This is a genomic window from Nocardioides sp., from assembly GCF_964228225.1.
GTDB lineage: Bacteria > Actinomycetota > Actinomycetes > Propionibacteriales > Nocardioidaceae > Nocardioides.
The window spans coordinates 1-25,093 of the sequence record NZ_CAXQZB010000060.1 but is presented as its reverse complement, the minus strand read 5'-3'; the positions used below and the strand labels follow the sequence as shown (position 1 = coordinate 25,093).

The window sequence follows — 25,093 nt, the reverse complement described above, 5'->3', positions numbered from 1 at the left end:
ACCATCCAGCAGATACCGAGGTGGTCCCCGCGAATCCCTACAGTCACCGCCGCGGGTGCCGATGGAGGGGGGCATGACGGTCATGTCCGCACCCGACGCCCACGACGTCGTCGCCGCGCAGCTGCTCGACCTGGTCGGACGGCGCGTCCGTCGCGCCGGGATCGGCGCACTGCGGTCGGGTGGGGTCACCGAGACCGACCACCGGGTCCTCGGCGCCGTCGCGTCGCACCCGGTGGAGTCGCCGCCGAGCCAGGTGGACCTGGGCCGGGTGACCGGACTGGACCGCAAGGAGGTGGCGATCGCCGTCGCGCGCCTGGAGCAGGCGGGGTCGGTGATGCGTCGCCGTGATCCCGCGGACGCCCGTCGTCAGCGGGTGGTGCTCACGGCCTCCGGTGCCGAGCGGCTCTCGATGCTGGACCGGGCCGTCGCGGTCGCGTGGCAGGAGCTCCTGGCGCCCCTCAACGCCACTCAGCGCGCGATGCTCGTGCGGCTGTTGACCTCGGTGTCGGAGACCGGCGCCGCCGACCTCGACGAGACCGAGCCGCTGGTCGTGGCCGACGCCGGCTGAGGGACCCGGCCGGTCCGCCTCAGCCCTCCGTCAGTCGGCCCGCGGTGCGGGCGGGGGCGCCACCGCGACACCGACCTCGGTGAGCGCGGCCGCGAGCGCGCCGAGCCCCACCGGCTTGGCCAGGAACGGGATCAGTCCCGCCTCCTCGGCCCGGGCCCGTTCCTGCGCGCCCGTGCTGGCGGTCATGGCGAGCATGGGCACCGGGGGCAGGCCGAGCGCCTGCTCACGACGCCGGTGCTCGCGCACGACGTCGTAGCCGTCGACGTCGGGCATGTGCAGGTCCAGCAGCACCGCGGCGATCGGTCCCTCCGGCGTCCGCGCGAGGGCCTCCAGCGCCTGCGCGCCGCCGTCCACCGCGCTCGCGCGCACCCCGAGCCGCCGGAGCATGCCGAGGGCCACGAGCCGGTTCACCTCGTCGTCGTCGACCACGAGCACCAGCGGCGGGGTCGGTGCCACCGGTTCCGGCGCCGGCACGTCGTCCACGGGCGCGGCCAGCACGACCACGGGCGCCTCGGCGCGGAACACGCTGCCGGCGCCGTGCTCGCCGGAGCGCACGTCGAGCCGGCCGTCGAGGTCGGTGAGGAAGCGGTGCACGACGGCCAGGCCGAGACCGGCGCCGTCGTGCGGGCGGTCGGCACCCTGCCGCGCCTGGGTGAAGGGTGCGGCGAGGTGGGCCAGCGCGGCGGGGTCGACGCCGGGGCCGGTGTCGCTCACCTCCAGGCGCAGCACCCACCCGGGGGTGCCCGACGGCTGGTCGGGGTCGGTGTCGTCCCCGAGGCCGACGAGCAGCTGCAACCGCACGAGGACGCCGCCGGTCTCGGTGAAGCGCAGGGCGTTCTCGAGCAGGTGGCGCAGGATCTGGCGCCAGCGGCGCGCGTCGCTGACCACCCGGGTGCCCGGGGGCACGGCCGAGGTGCACACGGTGAGGTCGAGGCCGCGCGCGGCGGCGACGTCGGCGTGCCGTTCCACCACCTCGCGCACCATCGCGACCGGGTCGAAGGGCGCCGCCTCGGGACCCGGCTGCTCCTCGGCGACGTCGAGCAGGTCCTCCAGCAGGTCGAGCAGGCGCGCGCCGGAGGTGCGGGTGCGCTCGGCGTAGGCGCGCTGCTCCTCCTCCAACGGGCCGGTGAGCAGCATCTCGGTGAGCCCCAGCACCCCGTGCAGGGGCGTGCGCAGCTCGTGGCTCATCGTGGCGAGGAAGTCGGTGCGCACCTGCAGCGCCGCCTCGGCCTCCCGCCGGGCGGACCGCTCCAGCAGGAGGGTGCGCCAGTAGCGCAGCACCCCGACGGTCACGAGCACGCCCGCGGCCACGCTCACCTGTAGCAGGTGCAGGCCGGCCAGACCCCCGCCGTCGCCGGTGGCCACGACGATCACCAGCGCCGGCGGCACGGCCAGGGGCGGCAGGGCGGTCAGGAGGCGGACGCCGGTCGAGATCTCCGGGCGCGCGGGCACGCGGGCGGAGCCGGGGTGGTGCGCGACCTGCACGGAGGCGAACGCGATCCCCACGCAGCCCACCATCCACAGGGCGTCGACGGTCTGGCGGTCGGCGACCCCGGGCAGTGCGAGGTAGGCGACGTCGCCCACCAGCCAGCAGCCCACGCCGAGGGCGAGCGGGACCAGCCGGCGCTGGTCACGACCGGTCCCCACCAGCACCCGCAGCACCAGACCCAGCAGGACGGCGTCGAGGAGCGGGTAGAGGGTGAGGATCGCCTCCGCGGCGGCCGAGGAGCGGGGGGCGTCGAGGGCGCCGCCGGCGTCGAGTCCCACCGCCGCGAGCGTCGCGAGCGTGATCACGTCGAGCACGACGTCGAGGCGACGGCCGCGGTCCGGCTCACGCCGAGGGCCGAGGATCCCGAGCACGCCGAGCAGCGCGGTCGCCAGCAGCGCGTAGCTGAGCAGGTAGCCGAGGTCGGCGGGGGAGGCGGTGGCGTCGTGCCCGGTCCAGGTGGCCGCGAACCACCAGGCGTCGCCGGCGGCGTAAGCCCCGAGGGCGCCGGCCAGCAGGCCCGGCAGCCAGCGGTCCCCGGGCGCGGCGCGACCGGCGGCGACGGCGGCCAGCCCCAGTGAGCCCAGCACCACCACGATGTACACCGACCAGCCGGTGGCCGAGTCCGAGGGCAGCAGCGACCCGGCGCCGATCAGCGCCGCGGCCATCAGCACGACCACCGTCCACCGGGTCGTGCGGTGCGCGGCGGGGCGGGGCGGGTCCGTCGCGGGCGCGCCGCGAGGCGGCCCGTCGGCCCGGGACCCGGACCTGCGGTCCGGTGGTCCGTCGGGGGAGGGACGCGCGGAGGAGGGTGAGCGGTTCAGGATCGTGACGGTTCCGTTCCCCGAGATCAGGGGGAGGGGGCGGAGCGGAGACGGGTCTCAGGCTCCCACAACCGAGGCCGTCGCGGGAGGGACGACGACGCGCGCGCGGGTGAGGTGGGTCCAGGGGGTCAGGGGGCCGCCCGCGAGCACGTGGTGCTCGGCGTCGGTCACCTCGAACCCGGCGCGGCGGGCCAGGTCCAGCGGATCGCGGGTGAGGTGGCAGCCGCCGAAGACCACCCGCTGGGCAGGCTCCACCCGCTGCTGCCAGCGCTGCACCCGGGGCGACGGGCTGCGGGTGTGCTCGAGCAGGTGCCGCGCGGCGCCCGCGGGCAGCACCCGGCGCAGCTCCCGCAGCGCGAGCAGCGGGTCGGGGATCGTGCACAGGCTGAAGGTGCACAGCGCGGCGTCGTAGCCGCCCGTGCCGCTCCCGGCGTCGGGCAGGTCCAGGGACTGACCGTCGAGCCCGATCCGGGTGACCGGCACCCCGGCGCCCGCGCGGCGCCGTGCGGAGGCCGCCCACCCGGCGTCGAGCGGTTCGACGGCGTCCACCGCGGTGACCTCGGCGGGCAGCAGGTCGAGGTTGAGGCCGGAGCCGAACCCGATCTCGAGCACCCGGCCGTGCAGCCCGGCGACGGTGCGCCGCCGCCAGGTGCGTACCGGGGCTCGGCCGAGCGCGGCGTCGGTGAGGCGCGGCACCATCCGCTGCTCCCACCACGAGGCCGCGGCCGGTGTGCGCGTGGTTCCCATGGTCGAGCAGGGTAGTGGGGTCAGGTCGCGACCACCGGGCCCGTCCGGGCGCGGTGCGCGCTACGCTGGTGCGACCGGCACCGAGGTCCCCCGTACCCGGTGCGGCCCGCCAGCAGGCTGGCCTGCGGTCCCCGCCCCATCCCGTTCGTCCGTTCCGCGCGCATCCGCTGCCGCGCACCGGCGCCCGGCCCCCGCAGGCCGGCTCGCCGCCCCAGGAGGCAATCCGTGGCTCGACGAGGCCAGCGCACCCAGCGCAGCCAAGGCCCCCAGCGTCGTCGTGTGCTCGACAACGAGGGCATCATCCCCCAGCTCGCGCGCGCCGTGCGCGAGGTCGAGCACGACGTGCAGCGCGGCAAGGTCACCGGCCTGACCCGCACCAAGTTCCAGGTCGTGGCGCTGCTGGCGCGCGAGGAGCGGGCCCGGGTGAAGGTCGACCCCGCGATGAGCGAGGGCCAGCGGGCCGAGGAGCTCAAGCGCCTCGACGGCATCGGCACGATCCTGGCCAAGACCGGCGCGCGCGCCAGCACCCTGCTGGCGCTGCTCGACGAGGGCGCGGAGATCACGTGGGAGGCCCGTGACCTGATGCGCGACATGCAGCGCGCCGCCGGCATGGCGGTGGAGGACGAGCCCGAGGAGACCCCCGACCCCGAGGTCGTGGCGTCCCAGGAGCGGCAGGTCGTGCCGCGCTCGGTGCTCTCCCGCCGCCTCGCCAACCCCTTCATGGCCCCCGACTTCTCCCTCACCCAGAAGCGCACCTCCACCACTCACCGCCTGGCGGGGTGGGAGCTCATCGAGCCGCTGCTGGAGTCCTTCGAGCGCGCGGCCGACGGCTCGGGCGCCTGCATGCCCCTGCCCGAGGGCTCCACGCTGCGGGCGCCGATCGGGCTGGAGCTGATGAAGCACCAGGCCGCGGTGGTGGGTGCCGCCGAGGCCGGCCACCGCACCTTCCTCCTCGCCGACGAGCCCGGTCTCGGCAAGACCGCCCAGTCGCTGCTCGCCGCCCAGGCGGCCGACGCGTTCCCGCTGCTCGTCGTGGTGCCCAACGTGGTGAAGACCAACTGGGCGCGCGAGGTGCAGCGCTGGACCCCCACGCGCACCGCCACGATCGTGAACGGCAACGGCGACGACGTCGACGGCTACGCCGACATCGTGGTGATCAACTACGAGATCCTCGACCGCCACGTCGGCTGGCTGGGCGACTTCGGGTTCCGCGGCATGGTCGTGGACGAGGCCCACTTCATCAAGAACAAGACCTCCCAGCGCAGCCAGCACGTGCTGCACCTGGCCGACCAGGTCCGCCTGCGCACCGGCAACCCGCTGATGATCGCCCTCACCGGCACCCCGCTGATCAACGACATCGAGGACTTCCGCGCGATCTGGCAGTTCCTCGGCTGGATCGACGAGAAGAAGCCGCGCCCGGCGCTGATGGACCGCCTCGAGGAGGCCGGCCACACCCCGATCGACCGACTCTTCTACCCCGCGGCCCGCCAGGCCGTGATCGACATGGGGATCGTGCGGCGCCGCAAGGTCGACGTCGCCGCCGACATCCCCGCGCGTCGCATCGCCGACATCCCGGTGGAGCTCGACGGCGAGGTGGGCCGCTCGATCCGCGATGCCGAGCGCGAGCTCGCCCGACGCCTGCTGCAGCGCTACGACATGGCGCTGGCCACCCGCCGCGCCGGCGCGGTCGTGGCCGGCATCGACCACGACCTCGTCCGCCAGGTCGCGGCCTGGGAGCGCGAGGACTCCAGCTCCTCCAGCGAGGAGAACGTGTTCGGCATGATGCGGCGCATCGGGCAGGCCAAGGCGGTGCTCGCCGCCGACTACGCCGCCCAGCTGGCCCGCAACGTCGGCAAGGTCGTGTTCTTCGCCAAGCACGTCGACGTCATGGACGCCGCCGAGGAGCTGCTCGACAAGCGCGGCCTGCGCCACACCTCCATCCGCGGCAACCAGTCCGCCAAGGCCCGCACCGCCGCGATCGACGCGTTCGTCAACGACCCCGACGTCGCCGTCATCGTCTGCTCCCTCACCGCCGCCGGCGTCGGGCTGAACCTCCAGGTGGCCTCCAACGTCGTGCTCGCCGAGCTGTCCTGGACCGACGCCGAGCAGACCCAGGCCATCGACCGGGTGCACCGCATCGGTCAGGAGACGCCGGTGACGGCGTGGCGGATCATCGCCGCCCAGACCATCGACACCCGGGTGGCCGAGCTGATCGACTCCAAGGCCGGCCTCGCCGCCCGGGCGCTGGACGGCTCGGACGAGGAGATCGGCTCCTCGGTGGACATCCAGCTCGAGGCGCTGGTCGCGCTGCTCACCGACGCCCTGGCCGAACGCGACCGCTGAGCCCCGCCCCACGGACCGGCAGGGGCGGGCACCGCTCGCCCTTGTGCAGTTGGGAACGGTTGCTATGTTCAGTCGGGAGGGGAGTACCTCGAGACTCTTCCCCGGTCAGTACGAGATCGCCATCGGTCTCCCGGGTGGAGGCCGACCTCGTGCCGTGGGGCGCGGGGGCTCGGTGAGGGAGACCTCAAGCTGCAGCTTGGGGAGACATCAGTGCTCACATCCGTCCCGTCGGTCCTCTCGCCCCTGGCGGTCGAGACCTCCGACTCCGCGATCGACTCGATCGGCACGCCCACCCTGTGGGGGGTCACCATCGCGGCGGTCGTCGCGCTGCTGATCTTCGACTTCATCGCCACGCGCAAGCCGCACGAGGTGTCGATGAAGGAGGCCGCGCTGTGGTCGACCTTCTACATCGCCCTGCCGCTGGCCTTCGGCGTCTACGTGCTCAGCGCCCACGGCAGCGAGAGCGGGGTGAACTACTACACCGGCTACATCGTCGAGAAGAGCCTGAGCGTCGACAACCTGTTCGTCTTCATGCTCCTGCTCAGCGCGTTCGCCGTGCCGGCCGCGCTCCAGCAGCGGGTGCTGCTCTACGGCATCATCGGCGCGCTCGTGCTGCGCGGCATCTTCATCGCACTCGGCGCGGCCGCGCTCGCGCGGTTCAACTTCGTGTTCCTCATCTTCGGTGCGGTGCTGCTGCTCACCGCCGCCAAGCTGCTCAAGGACGCGCTGTCGGGGGAGGAGGAGCACGAGAAGAACCCCGACGACATCCGCTCGGTGCAGCTGATGCGCAAGCTGATGCCGGTCACCTCCGACTACCGCGGCGCCAAGATGATCGTGCGCGAGAACGGCGTGCGCGCGCTCACGCCCCTCGCGCTGGTCGTGGTCGCCGTCTTCATGACCGACATCGTGTTCGCCGTCGACTCCGTGCCGGCGGTCTACGGCATCACCAGCGACCCCTACCTCGTCTTCGCGACCAACGCCTTCGCGCTGCTGGGCCTGCGGGCGCTGTACTTCGTGATCCAGGGCCTGCTGGCCAAGCTCGTGCACCTGTCCTACGGCCTGTCGATCATCCTGGGATTCATCGGCGTCAAGCTGGTGCTCCACTGGGGCCACCTGCAGAACCCCGACGTGCCGGAGATCAGCAACGTCGCCTCGCTGTCGGTCGTCATCGGCGTGCTGGCACTGACCACCATCAGCAGCCTCATCGCGGTCCGCAAGCAGGAGCAGGCCGCCGCCGCGGCGCTCACGGCTCCGGCCGACGAGGAGCCCGCTCCCGAGGAGGAGTCGGCCCCGCGCTGACCCCGCGCACCCCGACGTCCGGCCCCGTCCCCCGATCCCGGGAGGCGGGGCCGGACGCATTCGGGTCGTTCCCGGGTCAGACCTCGACCAGCAGGTGCTGGGACAGGTCGCCGGTGTGCTGCAGGTCGATGGTGCGGGTGGTGAACCACCAGCCGTCGTCGTGGCGGGTGAAGGTGTCGGCGTAGCGGCCGGTCGCGATCACCTGCAGCGGCAGGTCGGGGCGGGCCTGGGTCACCTGGAAGCGCGAGGACGCCGTCGCGGTGCCCGCCGCGGCGTCCACACGCACCCGCACGTTGCCCACGAGGTGCTGGGTGCCGGGGGTGCCGGTGTCGGGATGCACCCGGGTGGTGGCGGTGTAGAGCGCCGTCACGGCGTCGGCCCCCTCGACGACGTACGCCGACCCCGGTAGCGGGAACAGCCGACCCCGGGCGAACAGGGCGCCCACCCGGGCGAAGTCGCCGGCGTCCACGGCGTCGGCGTAGTCGTGGAGCAGGTCCTCGACGGCGTGGTGGTCCGCGCACCCGGGGCAGGTCATGCAGGGCACGATGACACGTGTCCCCGGGCGCAGGGAACCGCCCCGGACCGCGGGGAGGGAACCGCAGGCGCCCCCTCGCGCGTCGCACGGGTATGGAGGTCCTTCCCATGACGCATCCCGGCGCTCCCGGCGACGCCCTCGTCCCCGAGCCGGCCGGTCGGCGGCGCGACGACGTCGAGTTCAGCGACTTCGTGGCCACCCGCTGGGCCCGGCTCGTGCGGGCCGCGGTCCTGCTCGGCTGCACCCCGCACGAGGCGGAGGACGTGGTGCAGACCGCGCTCACCCGCTGCCTGGTGAAGTGGCGGCAGGTGCAGCGGGCCGACGACCGCGACGCCTACGTCTACCGCGTCGTGGTGAACACCTTCACCGACGGCCGGCGACGTCGCTGGACCGGTGAGCGCCCCACCGAGGTGCTGCCCGACGCGGCCGCGCCCGGCGACGCCACCGCCGCGGTGGACGAGCGCGACCGGGTGGTGCGCGCCCTGGCGCAGCTCGGCGGCGACGCCCGCACCGCGGTCGTGCTGCGCTACTACGCCCACCTCACCGAGCAGCAGATGGCCGTGGCCCTCGGCGTGGCCCCCGGCACCGTCAAGAGCCGGCTCTCCCGGGCGCTGCGCGACCTCGCCCCCCATCTGAGCGACACCCCCGAGACCCCGACCGATCCCGCCGACGCGGAGGAGCACCGATGAGCACCGAGTTCGAGCACCGCATCACCGACCGGCTCAGCACCGGCGTCGACCACCTGCCCGTCGGACCGCCGCCGCTGGGCGACATCCGCCACGGCGCCGCCCGCGCGCGGCGCCGGCAGCGGCTGCTGGCGGGCGCGGGCGGCGTGGCGGCGATCGCCCTGGTGGGGGTCGGCGTCACGGTCCTGGCCCCCGGCGACGACGCCGCGCCGGCGCCCGTCGCCGGCCGCGACGAGCCGGGCGACGTCGTCGTCGCCCCCGACGGCATGCGGCTGGTGGGGCTCAACGGCGTCGCCATCGCGGTGCCGCAGGAGTGGCCCACCAACGAGGTCACCTGCGGCCAGCCCACCGCCACCACGGTGGTGGTGGACCAGGGGCCGGTCTGCATGATGTTCGTGCCCTTCCCCGCCGACACCGACGCCGTGGAGGTGCAGTCGGCGCAGCCGCCGGAGGTGACGCAGGACTGGACGCCGACCACGATCGCCGGCCTGGACGCACTGCTGTCCCCGACCATGTCGTCCTCGATGGGCAAGGCGGGCGGCCCCGACGAGCCGGCGGCGGTCGAGAGCCCGACGGTCACCAGCACCCAGGTCTACTTTCCCGACCAGGGCGTGGGGTTCAAGGTCAGTTCCTCGATCAGCGAGCAGCACGTGGAGGACCTGCTCGCCGGCATCGTCGCGCTGGGGGAGGACCAGGCCACCGTCCCGTTCACCAATGATCTCGAGGGCGGCGGCGACGGCACGCTCGCCACCTACACCGATCAGCTCGCGGCGGCCGGACTCGTCCTCGGTGAGGTGACCGGTCCCGACGGCGCCGACCGCCGGGTGCTGACCGTCGACCCGACCCCGGGCAGCGTGCTCCTCGACGGCGACGCCGTGGCCGTGACCACCGAGCCCCCGCCGGACCTGTCCGACCCGAACGGGACGGTGAGCAGCGACGGCACCGTGGTCGACGGGGATGTCGAGGACCCCGGTGCCACCAGCGGTGCCACGAGCGGGGGCTCGCCGGCCTCTCCCGGTTCGGCGGAGGAGCCGGCGGTCATCGAGGTGGAGTAGTCCGAGCCTCCCGTCGGCCCGTCACCAGAGGGCGACGAGGAGCACCCCGGCCATGATCACGACGGCGAGGGTGACGGGCGCGAGCATGGGGGAGGCGGGCACCGGCCGGTTGGCGCGGATCGCCTCCTCCACGCGTCGCCAGCGCCGCTGGGCGCCGAGCATCGCCACGGCCGAGCCCACCACGAGGAGCACGACCACGATGCGTCGCACCGTGTCGGCCTCGGGCAGCGCGAGACTGTGCAGGGCGACGGCGCCCGCCATCGCGGCCAGCACGGTGCGGACCCAGGCCAGGTAGGTGCGCTCGTTGGCCAGGGAGTAGCGCGGGTCGGGATCCCCGGGGGTGAGCGGGTACTCGGGGAAGCGGGCCCCGCCGGACGCGTCGGGAGCGGGCTCGGTCACCGCGCTAGCGTCCCACGCGTGAGCACGCACCCCGCCGGACCGTCCCGATTCGACCACGACACCGCCGTCACCCGGCTCGACGCCACCACCTGGCGCGCCGAGCTCGACGGCGGGTGGAGCGTGCTCGGCGGGCTCAACGGCGGCTACCTCCTGGCCACCCTGGGCCGGGCGCTGGGCGAGGCATTCCCGGGCAAGCCGCACGCGCTGGCCACCAGCGTCCACTACGTCTCGGCCGCCACCGAGGGCCCCGCCACCCTCGAGGTGGTGCCGCTGCGCGACGGCGGCCGCGTGGCCTCCGCGCAGGTGCTGCTGCGCCAGGGCGACGACGTCCGCGTGGCCGGCACCGCCAGCCTGGGCGACCTCGCCCGCGACGCCGACGACGTGCGCACCACCGCGACCCCGTTCGACCTGCCGCCGCGCGAGCGCTGCGTGGCCAACACCGCGGCTCCCGCGGAGCTGCGCGAGGTCGCGCCGCTCATGCAGCGCTTCGCGATGCTCTTCCACCCCGAGCACGTCGGCTGGGCGGTGGGGGAGCCGAACCACAGCGGCGAGCTGTCGGCGTGGTTCCGGCTGGAGGGCGAGCGCGAGCCCGACCCGCTCGCCCTGCTGCTCGCCGTCGACGCGCTCCCGCCGGTGACCTTCACCTTCGGCACGCTCGGCTGGGCCCCCACCCTCGAGCTCACCGCCCACCTGCGCGCGATCCCCGTCCCCGGGTGGCTACGGATCCGCCACGCCACCCGCAACATCGCCGGCGGCCTGTTCGAGGAGGACTGCGAGGTCTGGGACGAGGCCGGTCGTCTGGTGGCCCAGGGCCGCCAGCTGGCCCGCCTCCCCCGCGGCTGACGCTCGCCGGGTCCCCCGGTACGACGCCCCCCGCCGGGCGCCCTCCCGCGCGGGTCAGGGGGTGAGGCGGGCCAGCCAGCGCACGCCGGGGTGCTCGGACACGGTCCACAGGGCGTCGTCGTGGCGGGTGAGGTCCTCGCACCCCATCGGCAGGGCGTGACGCTCCTCGGTCCACGCCCCCGGACGGCCGCGCACCACCGAGCCGCGGGTGGTGCGGCCCTGCGAGACCGAGAGCAGGTACGGGCCGGCGTCGGGGCCGGCGGCGGGCGTGAGGCGTTCGATCCCCTGCATCCGCAGCACGCCGTCGCCGAGCAGCGTGGCGGGCGCCGGTGCCGGCAGGCCGGCGTCGGGTCCGGACGTCACGAGGGGGAACGCCGCGATCCGTTTCGTGGCCGTGGGGGAGTTCGTGTATTCCGCGGCCAGCAGCATGTCGTCGGCGGTGGTCACGAAGGAGAACCGGAACCGGCCGCCCGGGGTGTCGGCGGGGGTGGCGAAGCGCCGCTGCACCGGCAGCACGTGGCGGTAGCCCAGCGCGGTGCGCCGGGTGACGGTGTCGCGCGACCCGAGCCGGACGACGTCGTCGAGGCGGGCGGCCCACAGCCCACCGCCGGTGGCGGCCACGTGGAGGAACCCCCCGGCCACCGCCAGGCCGCCGGCGTGCACCGGCAGCGGGGCGAACCCGCCGGCGGCGTCGGGCTCGACCAGCAGCACGTGGCGGTAGCGGCGCGCCCGCAGGTCGAGCACGCTCACCCGTGCGCCGTGCCCCGCCCGGTCCCACGGCAGCTTCTTGGCGTACCAGGACATCAGCATCAGGTGCGGGGCCCCGGGGAGTCCGACGACCCCCTGCGGCCACCACCGCAGGTCCACCTGGTCGCGGCCGTCCACCCGCCACCCGCGCGCCACCGCGGTGCCGGGGGCGGCGGTCTCGCGCAGCCGGCGCCGGGCGTCGGCGGCCACCTCGCCCAGGGCCGTCGGGGTGCCGCCGGACGCCTGCAGCGCCCCGAGGACGGCGTCGCGCGCGGGGCGCAGGTCGGTGGCGGGGACCAGTCCGAGCCGGGGCCGGTCGGGCGGCGGGGAGGTGGCGCTCACCCCGCCATGGTGCCCCTACGCTCGGCCCATGACACCCGAGGTCCCGTCGCGCCGCCGGGTGGTCGTGGCGGCCGCGCTGATCCGCGGCGGCCGGGTGCTGGCGTGCCGTCGCACGTCGCCGCCCGCGGCGGCGGGCCGCTGGGAGCTGCCCGGCGGCAAGGTGGAGCCGGGGGAGGACCCGGTGGCCGCGCTGGTGCGCGAGCTGGGGGAGGAGCTGGGGCTGCGCGTGCCGCCCGACGCCGTCGGGCCGTGGTGGGCGCCGCGGGTGCCCGTCGGGGAGCACCACGAGCTGTGGGCCGCGCCGGTGCGGCTCGCCGCCGTCGCCGCCCGGCCGAGCAGCCACGACCGGCTGCGGTGGCTGGCGCCGGCGGAGCTGCACGACGTCGACTGGCTCGAGCCCGACCGGCCCTTCCTGCCCCACGTCCGTGCCACCCTGGAGGGGTGAGGGACCCCGTGCCGCCCGCCCCGACAGCCCGTGGCCTGCTCTTCGAGGAGGACGACGCCCACGCCGTGGCCGCCCGGCTGCGCCGCGACGGGTTCGACGCCCGGGTCGAGCGGGCCCGCTTCGCCGGTGAGGACGACGACGAGGACCAGCCCTGGGCGGTGCTCACCGACGCCCCCACCTTCGTGCTCGAGCTGGCCCTGGAGGACCACGACGGCTGGCTCGACGTGCCCGAGCCGCCCCCGACCGCGCCCCTGCGGCTCCCGGCCGCCCCGAAGCGGCACCACCGACCGCCCCCCTCGGACGTCGGTGGCGCGCCCTAGGCTAGAGGGCATGAGCGCCGAACTCCCCGCGCAGCGCCTGCTGCTCGTCCACGCCCACCCCGACGACGAGTCGATCGGTCAGGGCGCCACGATGGCCAAGTACGCCGCCGAGGGCCGCGGGGTCACGCTGGTCACCTGCACCGCGGGCGAGATGGGCGAGGTGCTCGTGCCCGAGCTGGCCCACCTGGCCTTCGACCAGCAGGGCGGGCTCGGCGAGCACCGCCGCGGCGAGCTCGCGGCCGCGATGGCCGAGCTCGGCATCACCGACCACCGCTTCCTCGGCGGCTTCGGCCGCTTCCACGACTCCGGCATGGCCTGGCACCCCGAGGGGTTCGCCACGGTGGCCGAGGACGTGCCGCCCACGGCGTTCTGGCTGGCCGACCTCACCGTCGCGGCCGCCGAGCTGGTGAGCGTGATCCGCGAGGTGCGCCCGCAGGTGATGGTCACCTACGACGACTTCGGCGGCTACGGCCACCCCGACCACATCCAGGCCCACCGGGTCGCGATGTACGCCGCCCAGCTGGCCGGCGTCGCCTCGTTCCGGCGCGACCTCGGCGAGGCCTGGACGATCTCGAAGATCTACTGGGGCGCGATGTCGGCCACCCGGATGCGCGAAGGCCTGCGGGCGCTGCGCGAGGCCGGCGACACCACCAGCTTCAACGGGATGGACCCCGACGGCCCGCTGCCGCCGTTCATCACCGAGGACGAGAACCTCACCGCCGCCGTCGACGCCCAGGACTTCCTGCCCGCCAAGCTGGCCGCGCTCGCCGCCCACGCCACGCAGATCACCACCGACGGGCCGTTCTTCGCGCTCTCCAACAACCTGGGGTCCACCGCGCTCGGCGTCGAGTTCTACCGGCTCGCGGTCGGCACCCCGGGTCCGGTGGGCCCCGACGGCCTCGAGACCGACCTGTTCGCCGGCCTCTGACCCGCACCGCCCGATCCGCCCTCATCCGGGAGACCCCGTGCGTCTGCTGCTCCTGCTGGCCAGCGCCGTGGGCTGCGCCCTGCTCGGCGCGGTGGTCGGTGGGGCCGGGGTGGTCTCCCACACCCGCCTCCCGGCGCTGCTGCTGCTCCTGCTCGCCGCCCCGAGCACCGCGGTGGCGCTCGGGGCCGGCTGGCACCGGCGGCTCGCGTTCGCGGCGGGCTGGGTCGTGGTCGTGATGCTGGCCCTGCAGCAGCGGCCCGAGGGCGACTACCTCATCGGACAGGCCTGGCGCAGCTACGTCCTGCTCGCCCTCACCCTGGGGCTGGTGCTGTACGCCGTCGTCACGCTGCCGGTGCGCGGGCGCCGGGCGCCCCGGACCGACGCCGGATCGGTATCCGATCAGGCCTAGCGCCACCGAGCACTTAGGATGCGCCCGTGAGCAAGCCTGCGCGGGAGAGGAGCGGCGGCCTCGCGGTCGTCGCCGTGGTCCTGGTCCTGGCGCTGCTCGCGGGCGGTGGGTACGCCGCGGCCTACGCCGCCGCGGCCGACAAGCTGCCCCGCGGCACCACGGTCGCCGACGTCGAGGTGGGCGGCCGCACGCCCGCGCAGGCCCGCGGGCGGGTGGCCGCCGAGCTCGGTCCGGTGCTCGAGCGCTCCGTGCCGGTGGTCACCGACAACTCCGGCAGCACCGCCTCCGACGCCGCCGGTGAGATCGTGCCCGCCGAGGCCGGCATCTCCTTCGACTACGACGCGACCCTGGCCGCGGCCGCCGCCGACGCCGAGCGCTCCTGGAGCCCGGGTCACCTGTGGGACCACTTCACCGGCGGTGAGGACCTCGACCCCGTCGTGACCGTGGACGAGGAGCAGCTCGGCGCCGCGCTCGAGGGCCTCGGCGCCGACCTCGGCACCCCGGCGGTCGACGGTGCGGTGTCCTTCCGCGACGGCCGGGTCGTGGTCACCGACGCCGTCGTCGGGCGGGGGATCGACCCCGAGGGCGCCGCCGACGCGATCGTCGCGGCCGCCCTCGCCGGCGACACCGCCACCCTCACCCTCACCGACCTCGAGCCCGACATCGACCAGGCCGAGGTCGACGCCGCCGTCACCGGGTTCGCCAACCCCGCCCTGGCCTCGCCGGTGACGCTGCGCTTCGGCAGCGCGCGGATCACCCTGGAGCCGCGCGACTACGCCGACGCGCTGCGCCTCACCCCCGTCGACGGCGCGCTGGTGCCCGGGGTGAAGGAGGCGCGGCTGCTCGCGCTGGTCGAGGCCGCCTCGGCCGGTGACGGCGCTCCGGTGGACGCCACCATCGAGCTGCGCGACGGACGCCCCCGGGTCGTGCCGGCCAAGCCGGGACTCACGTACGAGACCGAGGACGTCGTCGACACCTTCCTCGCGCTGCTGGCGGCGCCCGAGGGCGAGCGGTTCGGCGTGGTGGACGGCACCGCCACGCAGCCGGAGTTCACCACCCGCGAGGCCCGCGAGCTCGGGGTGAAGGAGAAGATCTCCGAGTTCACGACCTACTTCCCCTACGCCGAGTACCGCAACGTCAACATCGGCCGCGCGGCCGAGATCGTCGACGGCACCCTGCTCATGCCCGGCGACGTCTTCTCCCTCAACAAGATCGTGGGGGAGCGCACCCGCGAGAACGGGTTCACCGAGGGCTTCATCATCAGCAACGGCATCTTCGCCACCGACCTCGGCGGCGGGGTCTCGCAGATGGCCACCACCACCTTCAACGCGGCGTTCTTCGCCGGCCTGGAGGACGTCGAGCACAAGCCGCACTCCTTCTACATCGACCGCTACCCGGTGGGCCGCGAGGCCACCGTCGCCTGGCCCACGGTCGACCTGCGCTTCCGCAACGACTCGGGGCACGGCGTGCTCATCGACACCGAGCTCCGGCCCAGCACACCGTCCTCGCAGGGAGTGCTGACGGTGCGGATGTACGGCACCAAGGTGTGGGACGTCGAGAGCGTCACCTCCGACCGCTACGCCTACGTCGCGCCGGCCCGGCGGGTGCTCGACACCCCCGACTGCTACCCCAACGCGGGATACTCCGGCTTCCAGGTCGACGTCACCCGGATCTTCCGGCGCCCCGGCGACGACGAGATCGTCAGGCGCGAGGTCTTCCACACCGACTACATCGCCAGCGACACCGTGATCTGTCGGCCGCCGGGCTCCCTCGACGAGGGCTGAGCGCGCCGTCGGCAGGGCTGGACGTCGGGTGACGATGTGACCTGCGTCGCTTAAGGTCGGCGCATGCGCCCGCCCGGCCGACCTCTCCTTGCCCTGCTCGCCCTGCTGTGCGGACTCGTGGTCCTCACGGCCCCGACCGCCCCGGCCGGGGCGTCGGGAGCCACCGCCGCCGCCCGGGCCGCCGAGCGGGGGATCCTCCCGCCGCTGCCCACCGCCCCCGAGGGCGACGTGCCGGGCGTGAACGACTGGACCTGCACGCCGTCGCCGGCGCGCCCCGTACCGGTCATCACCGTGCACGGCACGATCGGCGACCGCCGCCACCTGCTGGAGCGGCTGCAGCTCGCGCTGGTCGACGCCGGGTACTGCGTGTTCTCCCTCGACTACGGCAACCGCGGGCTGGAGGACGTCGTGGCCTCGGCCCGCCAGCTCAAGGCCTACGTCGCCCGGGTCCGCACCGCCACGGGAGCGGCGAAGGTGTCGCTGATCGGGCACTCCCAGGGCGGCATGATGCCGCGCTGGTACCTGAAGTTCCTCGGCGGCACCGCGTTCGTGGACGACCTCATCGGGATCGCGCCGTCCAACCACGGCACCCTGCTCACCGGCTCGGCCAGCCCGCTCACCCCGCTGCTGGCCCCGATCTGCCCCGCCTGCGTGCAGCAGGGCAGCGACGCGGCGCTGCTGAAGCGGCTCAACGCGGGCGACGAGACCCCCGGCGACGTCAGCTACACCCAGATCACCACCCGCTACGACGAGGTCGTGGTGCCGCACACCTCCGGGTACCTCGCCGGCGGCGCCAACACGCGCAACCTCACCCTGCAGCGGCTCTGCCCGACCGAGCTCGCCGAGCACCTGCTGATCCCGCTCGCGACCCCGACCATCTCGCTCGCGCTCAAGGCGCTGGCCACCCCGGGGCCGGTGCCGGCCGGGTTCCGTCCCCGCTGCTTCTGACTCCGCTGCCGCCACTAGTCTGCGCACGTGCTGACCCACCTGCGGCTCACCGTGCCCACCGCGCTCGTCGGCGACGTCGAGCGGCTGCTGGTCGAGCATCCCTACACCACCAACGTCACCGTGAGCCGGGGCGCCTCGCTCAAGCCGGTCGGCGACCTGGTGGAGGTCGACGTCGCCCGCGAGCGCGCCGCCGATCTCCTCGACCACCTGCACGGGATCGGGGTGAGCGAGGAGGGCGGCATCGTGGTGCTGCGCCCGCAGGGGACGCCCTTCAGGGAGGCGGAGCGCCTGGAGCGCCTCGCGCCGGGCCACCCCGACGACGCGGTGATCTGGGAGGCGGTGATCAGCGACGCCGAGAGTGCGGCGGTGCCGACGATCAGCTACCACGCGTTCCTGCTGATCGCGGTGGCGCTGGCCGCCATCGCCGTGGTCACCGACTCCGCGGTGCTCGTGGTCGGAGCGATGGTGGTGGGGCCGGAGTTCGGGGCCATCGCGGCGCTCAGCGCGGGCCTGGTGCTGCGGCGTCCGCGACTGGTCGGTCGGGCGGCCCGCCTGCTGCTGCTCTCCTTCACCGTCGCGGTCGCCGCGGTCACCCTGCTCGCCCTGCTCGCGCGGGGGGCGGGCATCCTCACGGCGGCCGACGTGCTCGCACCGCGCCCCAACACCGGCTTCATCTGGCACCCCGACATCTGGTCCTTCGTCGTCGCGGTGCTCGCCGGGGCCGCGGGTGCGCTGGCGCTGGCCCTGGACCGCGCCAACGCCCTGGTCGGGGTGTTCATCTCCGTGACGACCGTTCCGGCCGCCGGCAACCTCGCCCTCGGCATCGCCATCGCCGACGTCGACGAGATCAACGGGTCCCTGGGACAGCTCGGGCTCAACGTCGCTGGCATGGTGGTCTCCGGGGTGGTCGTGCTCCTCGTCGTCCGGTTCTGGTGGCCGTGGCTGGCCGAGCGGTCCTCGCGGCTGTTCGGTCACGACCACTGAGCCTGGATGCGGGCTGAGCAGCCGTCTTGTCGTTTCCTTGTCGGTGTCCTGTCGCCGTCTTGTCCCGCCATCGACGCAGGGTCGCGCACCCGGCCGGGGCCGTGGGGTGACCCTGCACTGATCGATCGTTCAGTGTTCCCTGCGTAAAGGCGCTGAAAGCGGTGGGAGACCGTCCCATCGGCGGCGCAAACGGCGCGGGCGCGTTGATCCGGTCCGGACGGGCTGGTCTCATTCGAGGGCCGGGTCGGTCGCTCCCCCTGGACTCGGCCGGGGGCGAGACGTGCAGACACGTGTCCCCCAACGGAGTGCCGTGGTCCATCGCCGCCGCCCCTTGGTCGGGGCCGCCGTCCGGAGCATGAACCGAGCGAGAGGTGACCACCATGACCAGCCCGAGCATCCGCATCCGCGGCGGCCGCGCCACCGTCGCGGCCGCGACCGCAGCGATGGCGCTCTCCCTGGGCCTGCCCGCGCTGGCCGGCTCGGCCGACGCCGCCGGGGCCGGGGAGGCCGGGGCACCGCGTCCGGTCGCCGGGTCCGCCCGCCCGGCTCCCACCGTGGCCGAGGCCCGTGCGGCCCTCGCCCGGGCCGAGCGACTCGTGCGGCCCGTCTCGGCCCGTGCCGCCGCGGCCGCGCTCGCCCGCGGCGGGCGCAACGCCACGATGGTCCTGCGGCAGGTGGCCGCCACCCGCAGTGCGCTGGAGGGCGAGGAGCGGGAGCGGGCGGACGCGCTGCTGCGCCGCCCGACGTCGGCCAACGGCGACGGCTTCCTCACCTACACCACGGCTGAGGCGACGCCGGTGTGCAGCGACGTCGTCTGCATCCACTACGTCACCTCCACCGAGGACGCGGTGGACCCCACCGACACCGACAACAACGAGGTGCCCGACTACGTCGACTCCGCGCTGAGCACCTTCAGCGACGTGCACCGCACCTACACCGACGCCGGGTACCGGCCCTCGCTCCCCGACGACGGGCTGGGCGGCAGCGACCTGATCGACGTCTACCTCGGCAACACGGGCAGCGGCGGCGTCTACGGCTACTGCACCACCGACGAGCCCGACCGCTCCGGCTTCGACCGCTGGGCCTACTGCGCGGTCGACAACGACTTCTCCTCCGACGAGTTCCCCTCCAACACCCCGCTCGGCAACCTGCAGGTGACGGCCGCGCACGAGTACTTCCACGCCGTGCAGTACGCCTACGACGTCGCCGAGGACTCCTGGCTGCTCGAGGCCACCGCGGCCTGGGTGGAGGACGAGGTCTACGACGACGTCAACGACAACCGTCAGTACCTCGAGAACAGCATCCTGGCCAAGCCCGAGCTGCAGCTGGACCGGTTCGGCGAGCCGGGGGTGTTCCACTACGGCCAGTGGATCTTCTTCCGCTACCTCACCGAGAAGTACACCGCGCGCACCGGCACGCTGCCCGACCTGGTGCGGCGGATCTTCGAGGAGGGCAGCGGCCGGGTGGGTGAGTCCAACGCCTGCTCGCTGCCCGCGATCCAGACCGCGCTGGGCGAGGTCGGGACCGACCTGCCGACCCAGTTCGCGCTCTTCTCGGCGGCCGCCCGGCGGCCCACGGCGACGTTCGCCGAAGGCGCGGCGCTCTCCTACCCGGCCGCGCCCCTGGCGGGCAACGCGATCCTCTCGGCCCGTACGCCCAAGCGCGTCGTGCCGACCCGCCGGATGAACCACCTCACCAGCGCCACCTACCGCATCACGCCCCAGGGCTTCACCAACGCCAAGGACCGGGTGCGGCTCACGATCAACATGCAGCCCACGGCACGCGGCTCCCGCGCGGTGCTGACCACCTACCCCAAGGTCGGCACCCCGACGGTGCGGGCGCTGTCGCTGAACGCGGCCGGCGACGCTTCGCCGAACTTCCCGTTCAGCCTCAAGTCGGTGCGCTACTACGAGGTGACCCTGGTCAACGCCAGCACCCGGTTGGGCTCGAGCAGCGGTGACTTCTCGTGCGGCCGCACGATGGCCGACGACGGTCTGAGCGCCGCCCTCACCGTGCAGGCCTACCGGGCCCGCTGACGCACCGCGACCCTCCGATCCCCTCCCTGCCGGGTGCGGGCTCCCGATCCCCGCACCCGGAACCGCACCACCCCGCCCCACCGTCCGTCGCTCCGCCGGCGGACCGTCCCCGACGAATCCGCAGTTCCGCCCGACGAAAGGCACCTGATGCGACACCCGTCCCCCTCCCGCCGAGCCCGGCTCGGCGCGCTCCTGGCCGCCGCGCCGCTGGCGCTGGGCCTGAGCCTGGCGCTGCCCGCCGGCCCGGCCACGGCCGCGACCCCGACCGTGGAGCCCTTCATCAGTGAAGGCCCCGCCTCGCCCGAGACGACGGGCAGCCCGAGCTTCACGTTCTCCGTCGACGACGACAACTCCGAGTTCCTCGAGTGCGGGTACGTCACTGCCCCGGCGACCGTGCCGACGTACGCGACGTGCCAGAGCCCGAAGACGTTCACGAACGTGCCCGCCGGGTCGCACACGTTCTACGTGCGATCGGTGGGCTCGGAGGGCGAGCGGGGCCCGGCCGCCTTCTACCAGTGGACCTCGACGTCGTCCGCGCCGGAGCCGAACACGATCCTCACCGGCCTCGTGGACTCGCCGGTCGCGGGCTCGGGTACCTGGAGCTTCATCGCCACCGACACCGTCGGCGGCAGCCAGGTGAACGACGCCACCTTCGAGTGCCGGATCGACTCCGCCGACTGGGCGCCGTGCACCTCCCCGGCCACCCTCACCGGGATCTCGAACGGGCTGCACACCTTCTTCGTGCGGGCCACCCGCAACGGTGTGACCGACCAGACCCCGGCGCAGCAGATCTTCACCTCCGCCAGTGCCCCGGACACCACGATCACGCAGGGCCCCGTGCTGTCGACGACCGCGACCTCGGCGAGCTTCTCCTTCGAGTCCTCCGCCTTCGGCTCGACGTTCGAGTGCTCCCTCGACGAGGGCCCCTTCGAGTCCTGCACCTCGCCCAAGAGCTACAGCAACCTGGGCCTCGGTGACCACTCGTTCGCGGTGCGGGCCACGGCGAGCGACCTCACCGACCCCACCCCCGACACCTACGACTGGACGATCACCGAGCAGCAGCAGTCCGGCGCGCCGGACACGATCATCACCGAGGCGCCCACCCAGGTGACGAGTGAGACCGAGGCGTACTTCGGGCTCGCGTCGCTGCCCGGCGGCACCAACACGTTCTACTGCTGGCTCGACGACGAGGACCCGACCACGCAGTGCTTCCAGGCCGCCTACTACTTCGACCTGGAGCCGGGCACCTACACCTTCCACGCGGCGGCGTTCAACGCCAGCGGCACCGACCCGACGCCGGCCACGTACACCTGGACCATCACCGGTGACCAGCCGCCGGCGGAGGGCCCCCGCACCCGCATCACGGGCCTCGGCGGCCGGGTGTTCCAGACCGACACCATCCGCCCGGTCTTCTCCAGCCCGGGCACCCCCGACGCGACGTTCCTCTGCGCGCTCGACAAGGCGCCGCTCGAGCCCTGCAAGGCGCGGGGCACGGTGTTCAAGAACATGAAGCCCGGCAAGCACACGCTGCGCGCGGTCGCCGTGTTCGACGGCGTCCAGGACCCGACCCCCGCGGTGCGCAAGATCGTCGTGGACGTCGACCCGCCGGAGAGCCGGTTGATCGACGTGCGCGGGCGCACCTTCAAGGGCGGCGTCGTGACCGGCACGCTGATGACCCCGGCCAACGACGGCGACTTCTTCGAGTGCCGCCTGGACGGCGGGAAGTGGACGAAGTGCAGCCAGCAGCTGCCGCTCAAGCGCGGCGCCAAGGCTGACCTGCGGCTCACGGGCATCACGCCGGGCGTGCACGAGCTCGAGGTGCGGGCGGTCGACCTGGTCGGCAACCGCGACCCGAGCCCGGCGCGCGGCTTCTTCACCATGGTGCGCTGAGTCGGTCCCGACCGACCTGAGCAGCACCCCCTGAACGGCGGCATCGGTCCGGACGCTCCCCCGTCCGGCCGATGCCGCCACACAGGTTTCCCCCACCCGAGCCCCACCCTCCCCTCCCTCGAAGGACCCTCCCCGATGCGCCGCTCCCTCCCGTGGGCCCTCGCCGGCCTGCTCGCCCCGCTCGCGCTCGCGGTGCCCGCCCAGGCGGCCGGCGAGCCCGACACTCGGATCCTGATGGGCCCGGCGACGGGCGAGCGCACCGGCACCGCGACCTTCGACTTCGAGGCCGTGCCGGACAGCCCCGGCGCGACCTTCGAGTGCGCCCTCGACGGCGGCGCGTACGCGCCCTGCGACTCCCCGCACCGGGTGGGGGACCTGGCCGACGGCGAGCACACGTTCCTGGTGCGGGCGATCGTGGACGGCGTCACCGACCCCACGCCCGAGCCCTACATCTGGACCGTCGACCTGCCGCCGACCGTGACGGTGAAGACCGCCCCGCCCGCCACCACGACGGCCACCGAGGCGACCTTCGAGTTCCTCAGCGACGAGCCCGACGCGGTGTTCCGCTGCCGACTCGACGGCGGCGCCGAGTTCGACTGCACCTCCCCGTACACGACCACGGTCGGCATCGGCGGCCACAGCTTCGAGGTCGTCGCCATCGGAGCCCAGCGCGGCACCCCCGTCGAGCGGACCTGGGAGGTGCTCGGCCCGCCGACCACGACCATCAACTCCGGCCCCGCCTCACCGAGCACCTCGACCACCGAGATCTTCCTGTTCTCCTCCGACCGCGCCGACGCCACCTTCGAGTGCTCCCTGGACAGCGCGCCGTTCACGGCGTGCACCTCGCCGACGACGTACACCGGGCTCGCCCCGGGGCAGCACACCTTCGCCGTCCGCGCGTCCTCCGGTGGGCTCACCGACGCCACGCCCGACACCCTGTCCTGGACCCTGATCGGCGCCGGCCCCCCGACCACCACCATCGGCTCCGGCCCGCTGAACAACACCACCGCGCGTACGGCGTCGTTCACCTTCTCCAGCACGGATGCGACCGCCACCTTCGAGTGCTCGCTGGACGGTGGCACCTACGCCGCCTGCACCTCGCCGAAGGCCTACGCCGACCTGACGGTGGGGGAGCACACCTTCCGGGTGCGCGCGGTGAACGCGACCGGCGCCGACGAGACGCCCGCGACCTACACCTGGACGATCATCTCGACCACGCCGCCCGACACCACCGCGCCCGACACCCGCATCGCCGGACCGACCAAGGTCCGCAAGGGCGCCAAGGCCACGTTCACCCTCTCCAGCCCCGACGCCGACGTCGCGTCCTACCGCTGCAGCCTCGACGGCGCGGCGTTCAAGGCCTGCACGGCGCGCACCGTGCTGTCCGGCCTCAAGGTCGGCAAGCACACGCTGCGCGCCGTGGCCGTGGACCGCGCCGGCAACACCGACCGCACCCCCGCGGTCCGCACCTTCACGGTGACGACGAAGTGACCCGCTCGACCGAAGGGACCCCGATGACCACCTCCCCCCGCCCGACCCGCGGGCCACGACGACGCGTTTCACGCGTCCTGTTGGCGATGATCGCGGGCCTCACCAGCCTCCTCGGCTCGCAGGTGCTCGTCGCGCCCGCGGCGCACGCCGAGAGCTTCGAGATCTTCTTCGCCATCAAGCCGAACGACGACCACCGGACCCGCGGGCTGACCTGGAGCTTCGACGCCGCCGGCCCCGTGGTGTGGCAGTGCGCGTTCCAGAACGAGATCGTGCCCTGCGCCTCGGGCTACTTCTTCGCCGAGACGCCGCGCGGTGGCCGCTACCGCTTCGACATCTACGGTCAGAACGAGGGCAAGACGGCGTTCTTCACCCAGATCGTCGAGGTCGACCTGCCGCCGATCGTGACCCTCACCCAGAAGCCGGACCAGCAGCAGACGGCGTCCTTCGCCGGCCTCACCCCCTACTCCTCCGGCTTCCGGTACACCAGCGACCAGGACGGCTCCACCTACGCCTGCCGCGTCGACTTCCGGCCGCTCCCGTGCAACGACGTCGGCACCATCTGGTCGAACGTGGCCAACGGCGTGCACACCTTCGACGTCCAGGGCACCAGCCCCAAGGGTCAGGTGGGTCCGAAGCTGGAGTACACCTGGAGCGTCTCGAACGCCCCGCCGATCCCGGACACGTCGTTGACCGGCTACCCCCCGAACCCGTCGGCCTCCGGCGCGGCCACCTTCGTGCTCGCGAGCGACCTCACGGGCGCCACCTTCGAGTGCTCCCTGGATAACGCGCCCTTCACCGCCTGCACCTCCCCCCACACCGTGACGGGCTTGAGCGCGGGTCCGCACCACTTCGAGGCCCGGGCGCGCAACGCCAACGGCTACGACTGGACCCCCGCGTTCTGGGAGTGGACCGCGAATCCGCCGCCGGCCCCCGACACCACGATCACCTCGGGACCGTCGGGCTCCAGCGCGGCCACCACGGCGTCGGTCTCCTTCTCCTCCGACCGGCAGGGGGCGAGCTTCGAGTGCTCGCTGGACGACGCGCCGTTCGTGGCCTGCACGAGCCCGCGGCAGCTGAGCGGCCTGGCGGTCGGACCGCACACCTTCCGGGTGCGCGCGGTCGCCGACGGCGTGACCGACGCCAGCCCGGCGTCGGCGTCGTGGACGGTGACGGCCCCGCCGCCCGCTCCCGACACCACCATCACGTCGGGGCCCTCGGGCTCGACGACGGCGACGACGGCCGAGGTGGCGTTCACCTCCGGCCGGCAGGGGGCGAGTTTCGAGTGCTCGCTGGACGACACGCCGTTCGTGGCCTGCACGAGCCCCCGCCAGCTCACCGGCCTGACGGTCGGGGACCACACCTTCCGGGTGCGGGCGATCGCCGACGGCGTGACCGACCCGACCCCGGCGTCGGCGTCGTGGACCGTGACGGCCCCGCCGGTGGCGCCCGACACCACGATCACCCAGAAGCCGGCGGCGTCGTCGTCGGCCACGTCGGCGACCTTCGCCTTCGCCGCCGACCAGGCGGGCGCCACCTTCGAGTGCAAGCTCGACTCCGGTGCGTTCACCGCCTGCACCTCGCCGACGTCGTACCCGGCGCTGGCCGTGGGGTCGCACACCTTCACGGTGCGCGCGGCGAAGGGCGGGCTGACCGATGCCACGCCGGCCAGCTACACCTGGTCGGTCACCACGGCGCCGGACACCACGCCGCCGAGCACCACCATCAGCGGCAAGGACGGCCAGGTCGTGAAGGGCACCACCGTGACCTTCACCCTCGGCAGTCCGGACAAGGACGTCGCCTCGTACCGCTGCAAGCTGGACTCGGCCGCGTTGAAGACCTGCCCGAAGAGTGTGAAGCTGACCGGCCTCAAGCCGGGCAACCACACGCTCACCGCCGTGGCGGTGGACCAGGCGGGCAACGTCGACAAGAGCCCGGCCGTGCGCAAGTTCGTCGTCAAGAAGGCCTAGCGACCCCGGCCCGTGGC

General features: G+C 74.1%; 22 protein-coding genes. 17 read left to right on the top strand and 5 right to left on the bottom strand.

Annotated features, from left to right (window positions below; translation table 11 throughout):
* Nucleotides 1-73: 73 nt before the first annotated feature.
* Nucleotides 74-568: a MarR family winged helix-turn-helix transcriptional regulator gene (locus tag ACERUJ_RS15365; RefSeq protein WP_370249626.1), complete on the top strand. Its 495-nt coding sequence runs from the start codon at nt 74-76 to the stop codon at nt 566-568.
* Nucleotides 569-598: 30 nt separating this feature from the next.
* Here ACERUJ_RS15365 and ACERUJ_RS15360 read toward each other — a convergent pair whose 3' ends face one another.
* Together ACERUJ_RS15360 and ACERUJ_RS15355 are read right to left on the bottom strand one after the other, a co-directional pair.
* Nucleotides 599-2,734, bottom strand: coding sequence for a histidine kinase dimerization/phospho-acceptor domain-containing protein (locus ACERUJ_RS15360; RefSeq protein ID WP_370249625.1), 2,136 nt, complete (start codon nt 2,732-2,734; stop codon nt 599-601).
* Between the two features lie 201 nt (nt 2,735-2,935).
* On the bottom strand, nt 2,936-3,625 hold the full coding sequence (locus tag ACERUJ_RS15355) for a class I SAM-dependent methyltransferase (RefSeq protein ID WP_370249624.1): 690 nt from the start codon (nt 3,623-3,625) through the stop codon (nt 2,936-2,938).
* A gap of 225 nt (nt 3,626-3,850) precedes the next feature.
* On the opposite strand from ACERUJ_RS15355, the gene ACERUJ_RS15350 reads away from it, so the two are divergent.
* Both ACERUJ_RS15350 and ACERUJ_RS15345 read left to right on the top strand, forming a co-directional pair.
* On the top strand, nt 3,851-5,968 hold the full coding sequence (locus tag ACERUJ_RS15350) for a DEAD/DEAH box helicase (protein WP_370249623.1): 2,118 nt from the start codon (nt 3,851-3,853) through the stop codon (nt 5,966-5,968).
* 210 nt (nt 5,969-6,178) lie between these two features.
* Nucleotides 6,179-7,267, top strand: a complete 1,089-nt coding sequence (locus tag ACERUJ_RS15345; RefSeq protein WP_370249622.1) for a TerC/Alx family metal homeostasis membrane protein — start codon at nt 6,179-6,181, stop codon at nt 7,265-7,267.
* A gap of 76 nt (nt 7,268-7,343) precedes the next feature.
* On the opposite strand, the gene ACERUJ_RS15340 is transcribed toward ACERUJ_RS15345, so the two are convergent.
* On the bottom strand, nt 7,344-7,802 hold the full coding sequence (locus ACERUJ_RS15340; RefSeq protein WP_370249621.1) for a nuclear transport factor 2 family protein: 459 nt from the start codon (nt 7,800-7,802) through the stop codon (nt 7,344-7,346).
* 107 nt (nt 7,803-7,909) lie between these two features.
* Between ACERUJ_RS15340 and ACERUJ_RS15335 the strand changes: the two genes are divergently transcribed.
* Together ACERUJ_RS15335 and ACERUJ_RS15330 are read left to right on the top strand one after the other, a co-directional pair.
* Entirely contained in the window at nt 7,910-8,491 is a 582-nt protein-coding gene (locus tag ACERUJ_RS15335) for a SigE family RNA polymerase sigma factor (RefSeq protein ID WP_370249619.1), read from the top strand.
* On the top strand, nt 8,488-9,543 hold the full coding sequence (locus tag ACERUJ_RS15330) for a hypothetical protein (protein ID WP_370249618.1): 1,056 nt from the start codon (nt 8,488-8,490) through the stop codon (nt 9,541-9,543). Before ACERUJ_RS15335 ends, ACERUJ_RS15330 begins: the two co-directional genes overlap by 4 nt.
* A 21-nt stretch (nt 9,544-9,564) precedes the next feature.
* On the opposite strand, the gene ACERUJ_RS15325 is transcribed toward ACERUJ_RS15330, so the two are convergent.
* Nucleotides 9,565-9,942: a YidH family protein gene (locus ACERUJ_RS15325; protein WP_370249617.1), complete on the bottom strand. Its 378-nt coding sequence runs from the start codon at nt 9,940-9,942 to the stop codon at nt 9,565-9,567.
* 18 nt (nt 9,943-9,960) lie between these two features.
* Here ACERUJ_RS15325 and ACERUJ_RS15320 point away from each other — a divergent pair, with 18 nt between their 5' ends.
* The gene (locus ACERUJ_RS15320) at nt 9,961-10,785 is read left to right on the top strand and encodes a thioesterase family protein (protein WP_370249616.1); all 825 of its coding nucleotides are present in this window, start codon (nt 9,961-9,963) and stop codon (nt 10,783-10,785) included.
* A 54-nt stretch (nt 10,786-10,839) separates the two neighbouring features.
* On the opposite strand, the gene ACERUJ_RS15315 is transcribed toward ACERUJ_RS15320, so the two are convergent.
* A complete protein-coding gene (locus ACERUJ_RS15315; RefSeq protein WP_370249614.1) occupies nt 10,840-11,874 on the bottom strand; it encodes a hypothetical protein in 1,035 nt (344 codons plus the stop codon).
* Nucleotides 11,875-11,902: 28 nt separating this feature from the next.
* On the opposite strand from ACERUJ_RS15315, the gene ACERUJ_RS15310 reads away from it, so the two are divergent.
* From ACERUJ_RS15310 to ACERUJ_RS15260, 11 genes are all read left to right on the top strand, one after another.
* Nucleotides 11,903-12,319, top strand: a complete 417-nt coding sequence (locus ACERUJ_RS15310) for a (deoxy)nucleoside triphosphate pyrophosphohydrolase (RefSeq protein WP_370249612.1) — start codon at nt 11,903-11,905, stop codon at nt 12,317-12,319.
* The gene (locus ACERUJ_RS15305) at nt 12,316-12,639 is read left to right on the top strand and encodes a hypothetical protein (RefSeq protein ID WP_370249611.1); all 324 of its coding nucleotides are present in this window, start codon (nt 12,316-12,318) and stop codon (nt 12,637-12,639) included. Before ACERUJ_RS15310 ends, ACERUJ_RS15305 begins: the two co-directional genes overlap by 4 nt.
* 10 nt (nt 12,640-12,649) lie before the next feature.
* A complete protein-coding gene (gene mshB, locus ACERUJ_RS15300; protein ID WP_370249610.1) occupies nt 12,650-13,567 on the top strand; it encodes an N-acetyl-1-D-myo-inositol-2-amino-2-deoxy-alpha-D-glucopyranoside deacetylase in 918 nt (305 codons plus the stop codon).
* Between the two features lie 37 nt (nt 13,568-13,604).
* Nucleotides 13,605-13,976 carry a DUF6113 family protein gene (locus ACERUJ_RS15295; RefSeq protein WP_370249608.1) on the top strand — a complete coding sequence of 124 codons (372 nt, stop codon included), beginning with the start codon at nt 13,605-13,607 and terminating at the stop codon, nt 13,974-13,976.
* 26 nt (nt 13,977-14,002) lie between these two features.
* Entirely contained in the window at nt 14,003-15,760 is a 1,758-nt protein-coding gene (locus tag ACERUJ_RS15290) for a VanW family protein (RefSeq protein WP_370249607.1), read from the top strand.
* Between the two features lie 63 nt (nt 15,761-15,823).
* Nucleotides 15,824-16,708 carry an esterase/lipase family protein gene (locus ACERUJ_RS15285; protein ID WP_370249605.1) on the top strand — a complete coding sequence of 295 codons (885 nt, stop codon included), beginning with the start codon at nt 15,824-15,826 and terminating at the stop codon, nt 16,706-16,708.
* 27 nt (nt 16,709-16,735) lie between these two features.
* Nucleotides 16,736-17,692, top strand: a complete 957-nt coding sequence (locus ACERUJ_RS15280; RefSeq protein WP_370249602.1) for a DUF389 domain-containing protein — start codon at nt 16,736-16,738, stop codon at nt 17,690-17,692.
* A 380-nt stretch (nt 17,693-18,072) separates the two neighbouring features.
* Complete coding sequence (locus ACERUJ_RS15275) at nt 18,073-19,728, top strand: MXAN_6640 family putative metalloprotease (RefSeq protein ID WP_370249601.1); 1,656 nt, start codon at nt 18,073-18,075, stop codon at nt 19,726-19,728.
* A 147-nt stretch (nt 19,729-19,875) separates the two neighbouring features.
* Nucleotides 19,876-21,618 carry a hypothetical protein gene (locus ACERUJ_RS15270; protein ID WP_370249600.1) on the top strand — a complete coding sequence of 581 codons (1,743 nt, stop codon included), beginning with the start codon at nt 19,876-19,878 and terminating at the stop codon, nt 21,616-21,618.
* 135 nt (nt 21,619-21,753) lie between these two features.
* Nucleotides 21,754-23,109 (top strand): hypothetical protein, encoded by a 1,356-nt coding sequence (locus tag ACERUJ_RS15265; RefSeq protein WP_370249599.1) that lies wholly within the window; start codon nt 21,754-21,756, stop codon nt 23,107-23,109.
* Between the two features lie 23 nt (nt 23,110-23,132).
* Nucleotides 23,133-25,076, top strand: coding sequence for a hypothetical protein (locus ACERUJ_RS15260; protein ID WP_370249598.1), 1,944 nt, complete (start codon nt 23,133-23,135; stop codon nt 25,074-25,076).
* The last annotated feature ends 17 nt before the right edge of the window (nt 25,077-25,093 follow it).

Coding starts and splice junctions, on each gene's coding strand:
- ACERUJ_RS15270 (WP_370249600.1), top strand. CDS start 19,876: ATGCGACACCCGTCCCCCTCCCGCCGAGCCCGGCTCGGCGCGCTCCTG.
- ACERUJ_RS15330 (WP_370249618.1), top strand. CDS start 8,488: ATGAGCACCGAGTTCGAGCACCGCATCACCGACCGGCTCAGCACCGGC.
- ACERUJ_RS15275 (WP_370249601.1), top strand. CDS start 18,073: ATGACCAGCCCGAGCATCCGCATCCGCGGCGGCCGCGCCACCGTCGCG.
- ACERUJ_RS15365 (WP_370249626.1), top strand. CDS start 74: ATGACGGTCATGTCCGCACCCGACGCCCACGACGTCGTCGCCGCGCAG.
- ACERUJ_RS15310 (WP_370249612.1), top strand. CDS start 11,903: ATGACACCCGAGGTCCCGTCGCGCCGCCGGGTGGTCGTGGCGGCCGCG.
- ACERUJ_RS15285 (WP_370249605.1), top strand. CDS start 15,824: ATGCGCCCGCCCGGCCGACCTCTCCTTGCCCTGCTCGCCCTGCTGTGC.
- ACERUJ_RS15265 (WP_370249599.1), top strand. CDS start 21,754: ATGCGCCGCTCCCTCCCGTGGGCCCTCGCCGGCCTGCTCGCCCCGCTC.
- ACERUJ_RS15355 (WP_370249624.1), bottom strand. CDS start 3,625: ATGGGAACCACGCGCACACCGGCCGCGGCCTCGTGGTGGGAGCAGCGG.
- ACERUJ_RS15335 (WP_370249619.1), top strand. CDS start 7,910: ATGACGCATCCCGGCGCTCCCGGCGACGCCCTCGTCCCCGAGCCGGCC.
- ACERUJ_RS15260 (WP_370249598.1), top strand. CDS start 23,133: ATGACCACCTCCCCCCGCCCGACCCGCGGGCCACGACGACGCGTTTCA.
- ACERUJ_RS15340 (WP_370249621.1), bottom strand. CDS start 7,802: ATGACCTGCCCCGGGTGCGCGGACCACCACGCCGTCGAGGACCTGCTC.
- mshB (WP_370249610.1), top strand. CDS start 12,650: ATGAGCGCCGAACTCCCCGCGCAGCGCCTGCTGCTCGTCCACGCCCAC.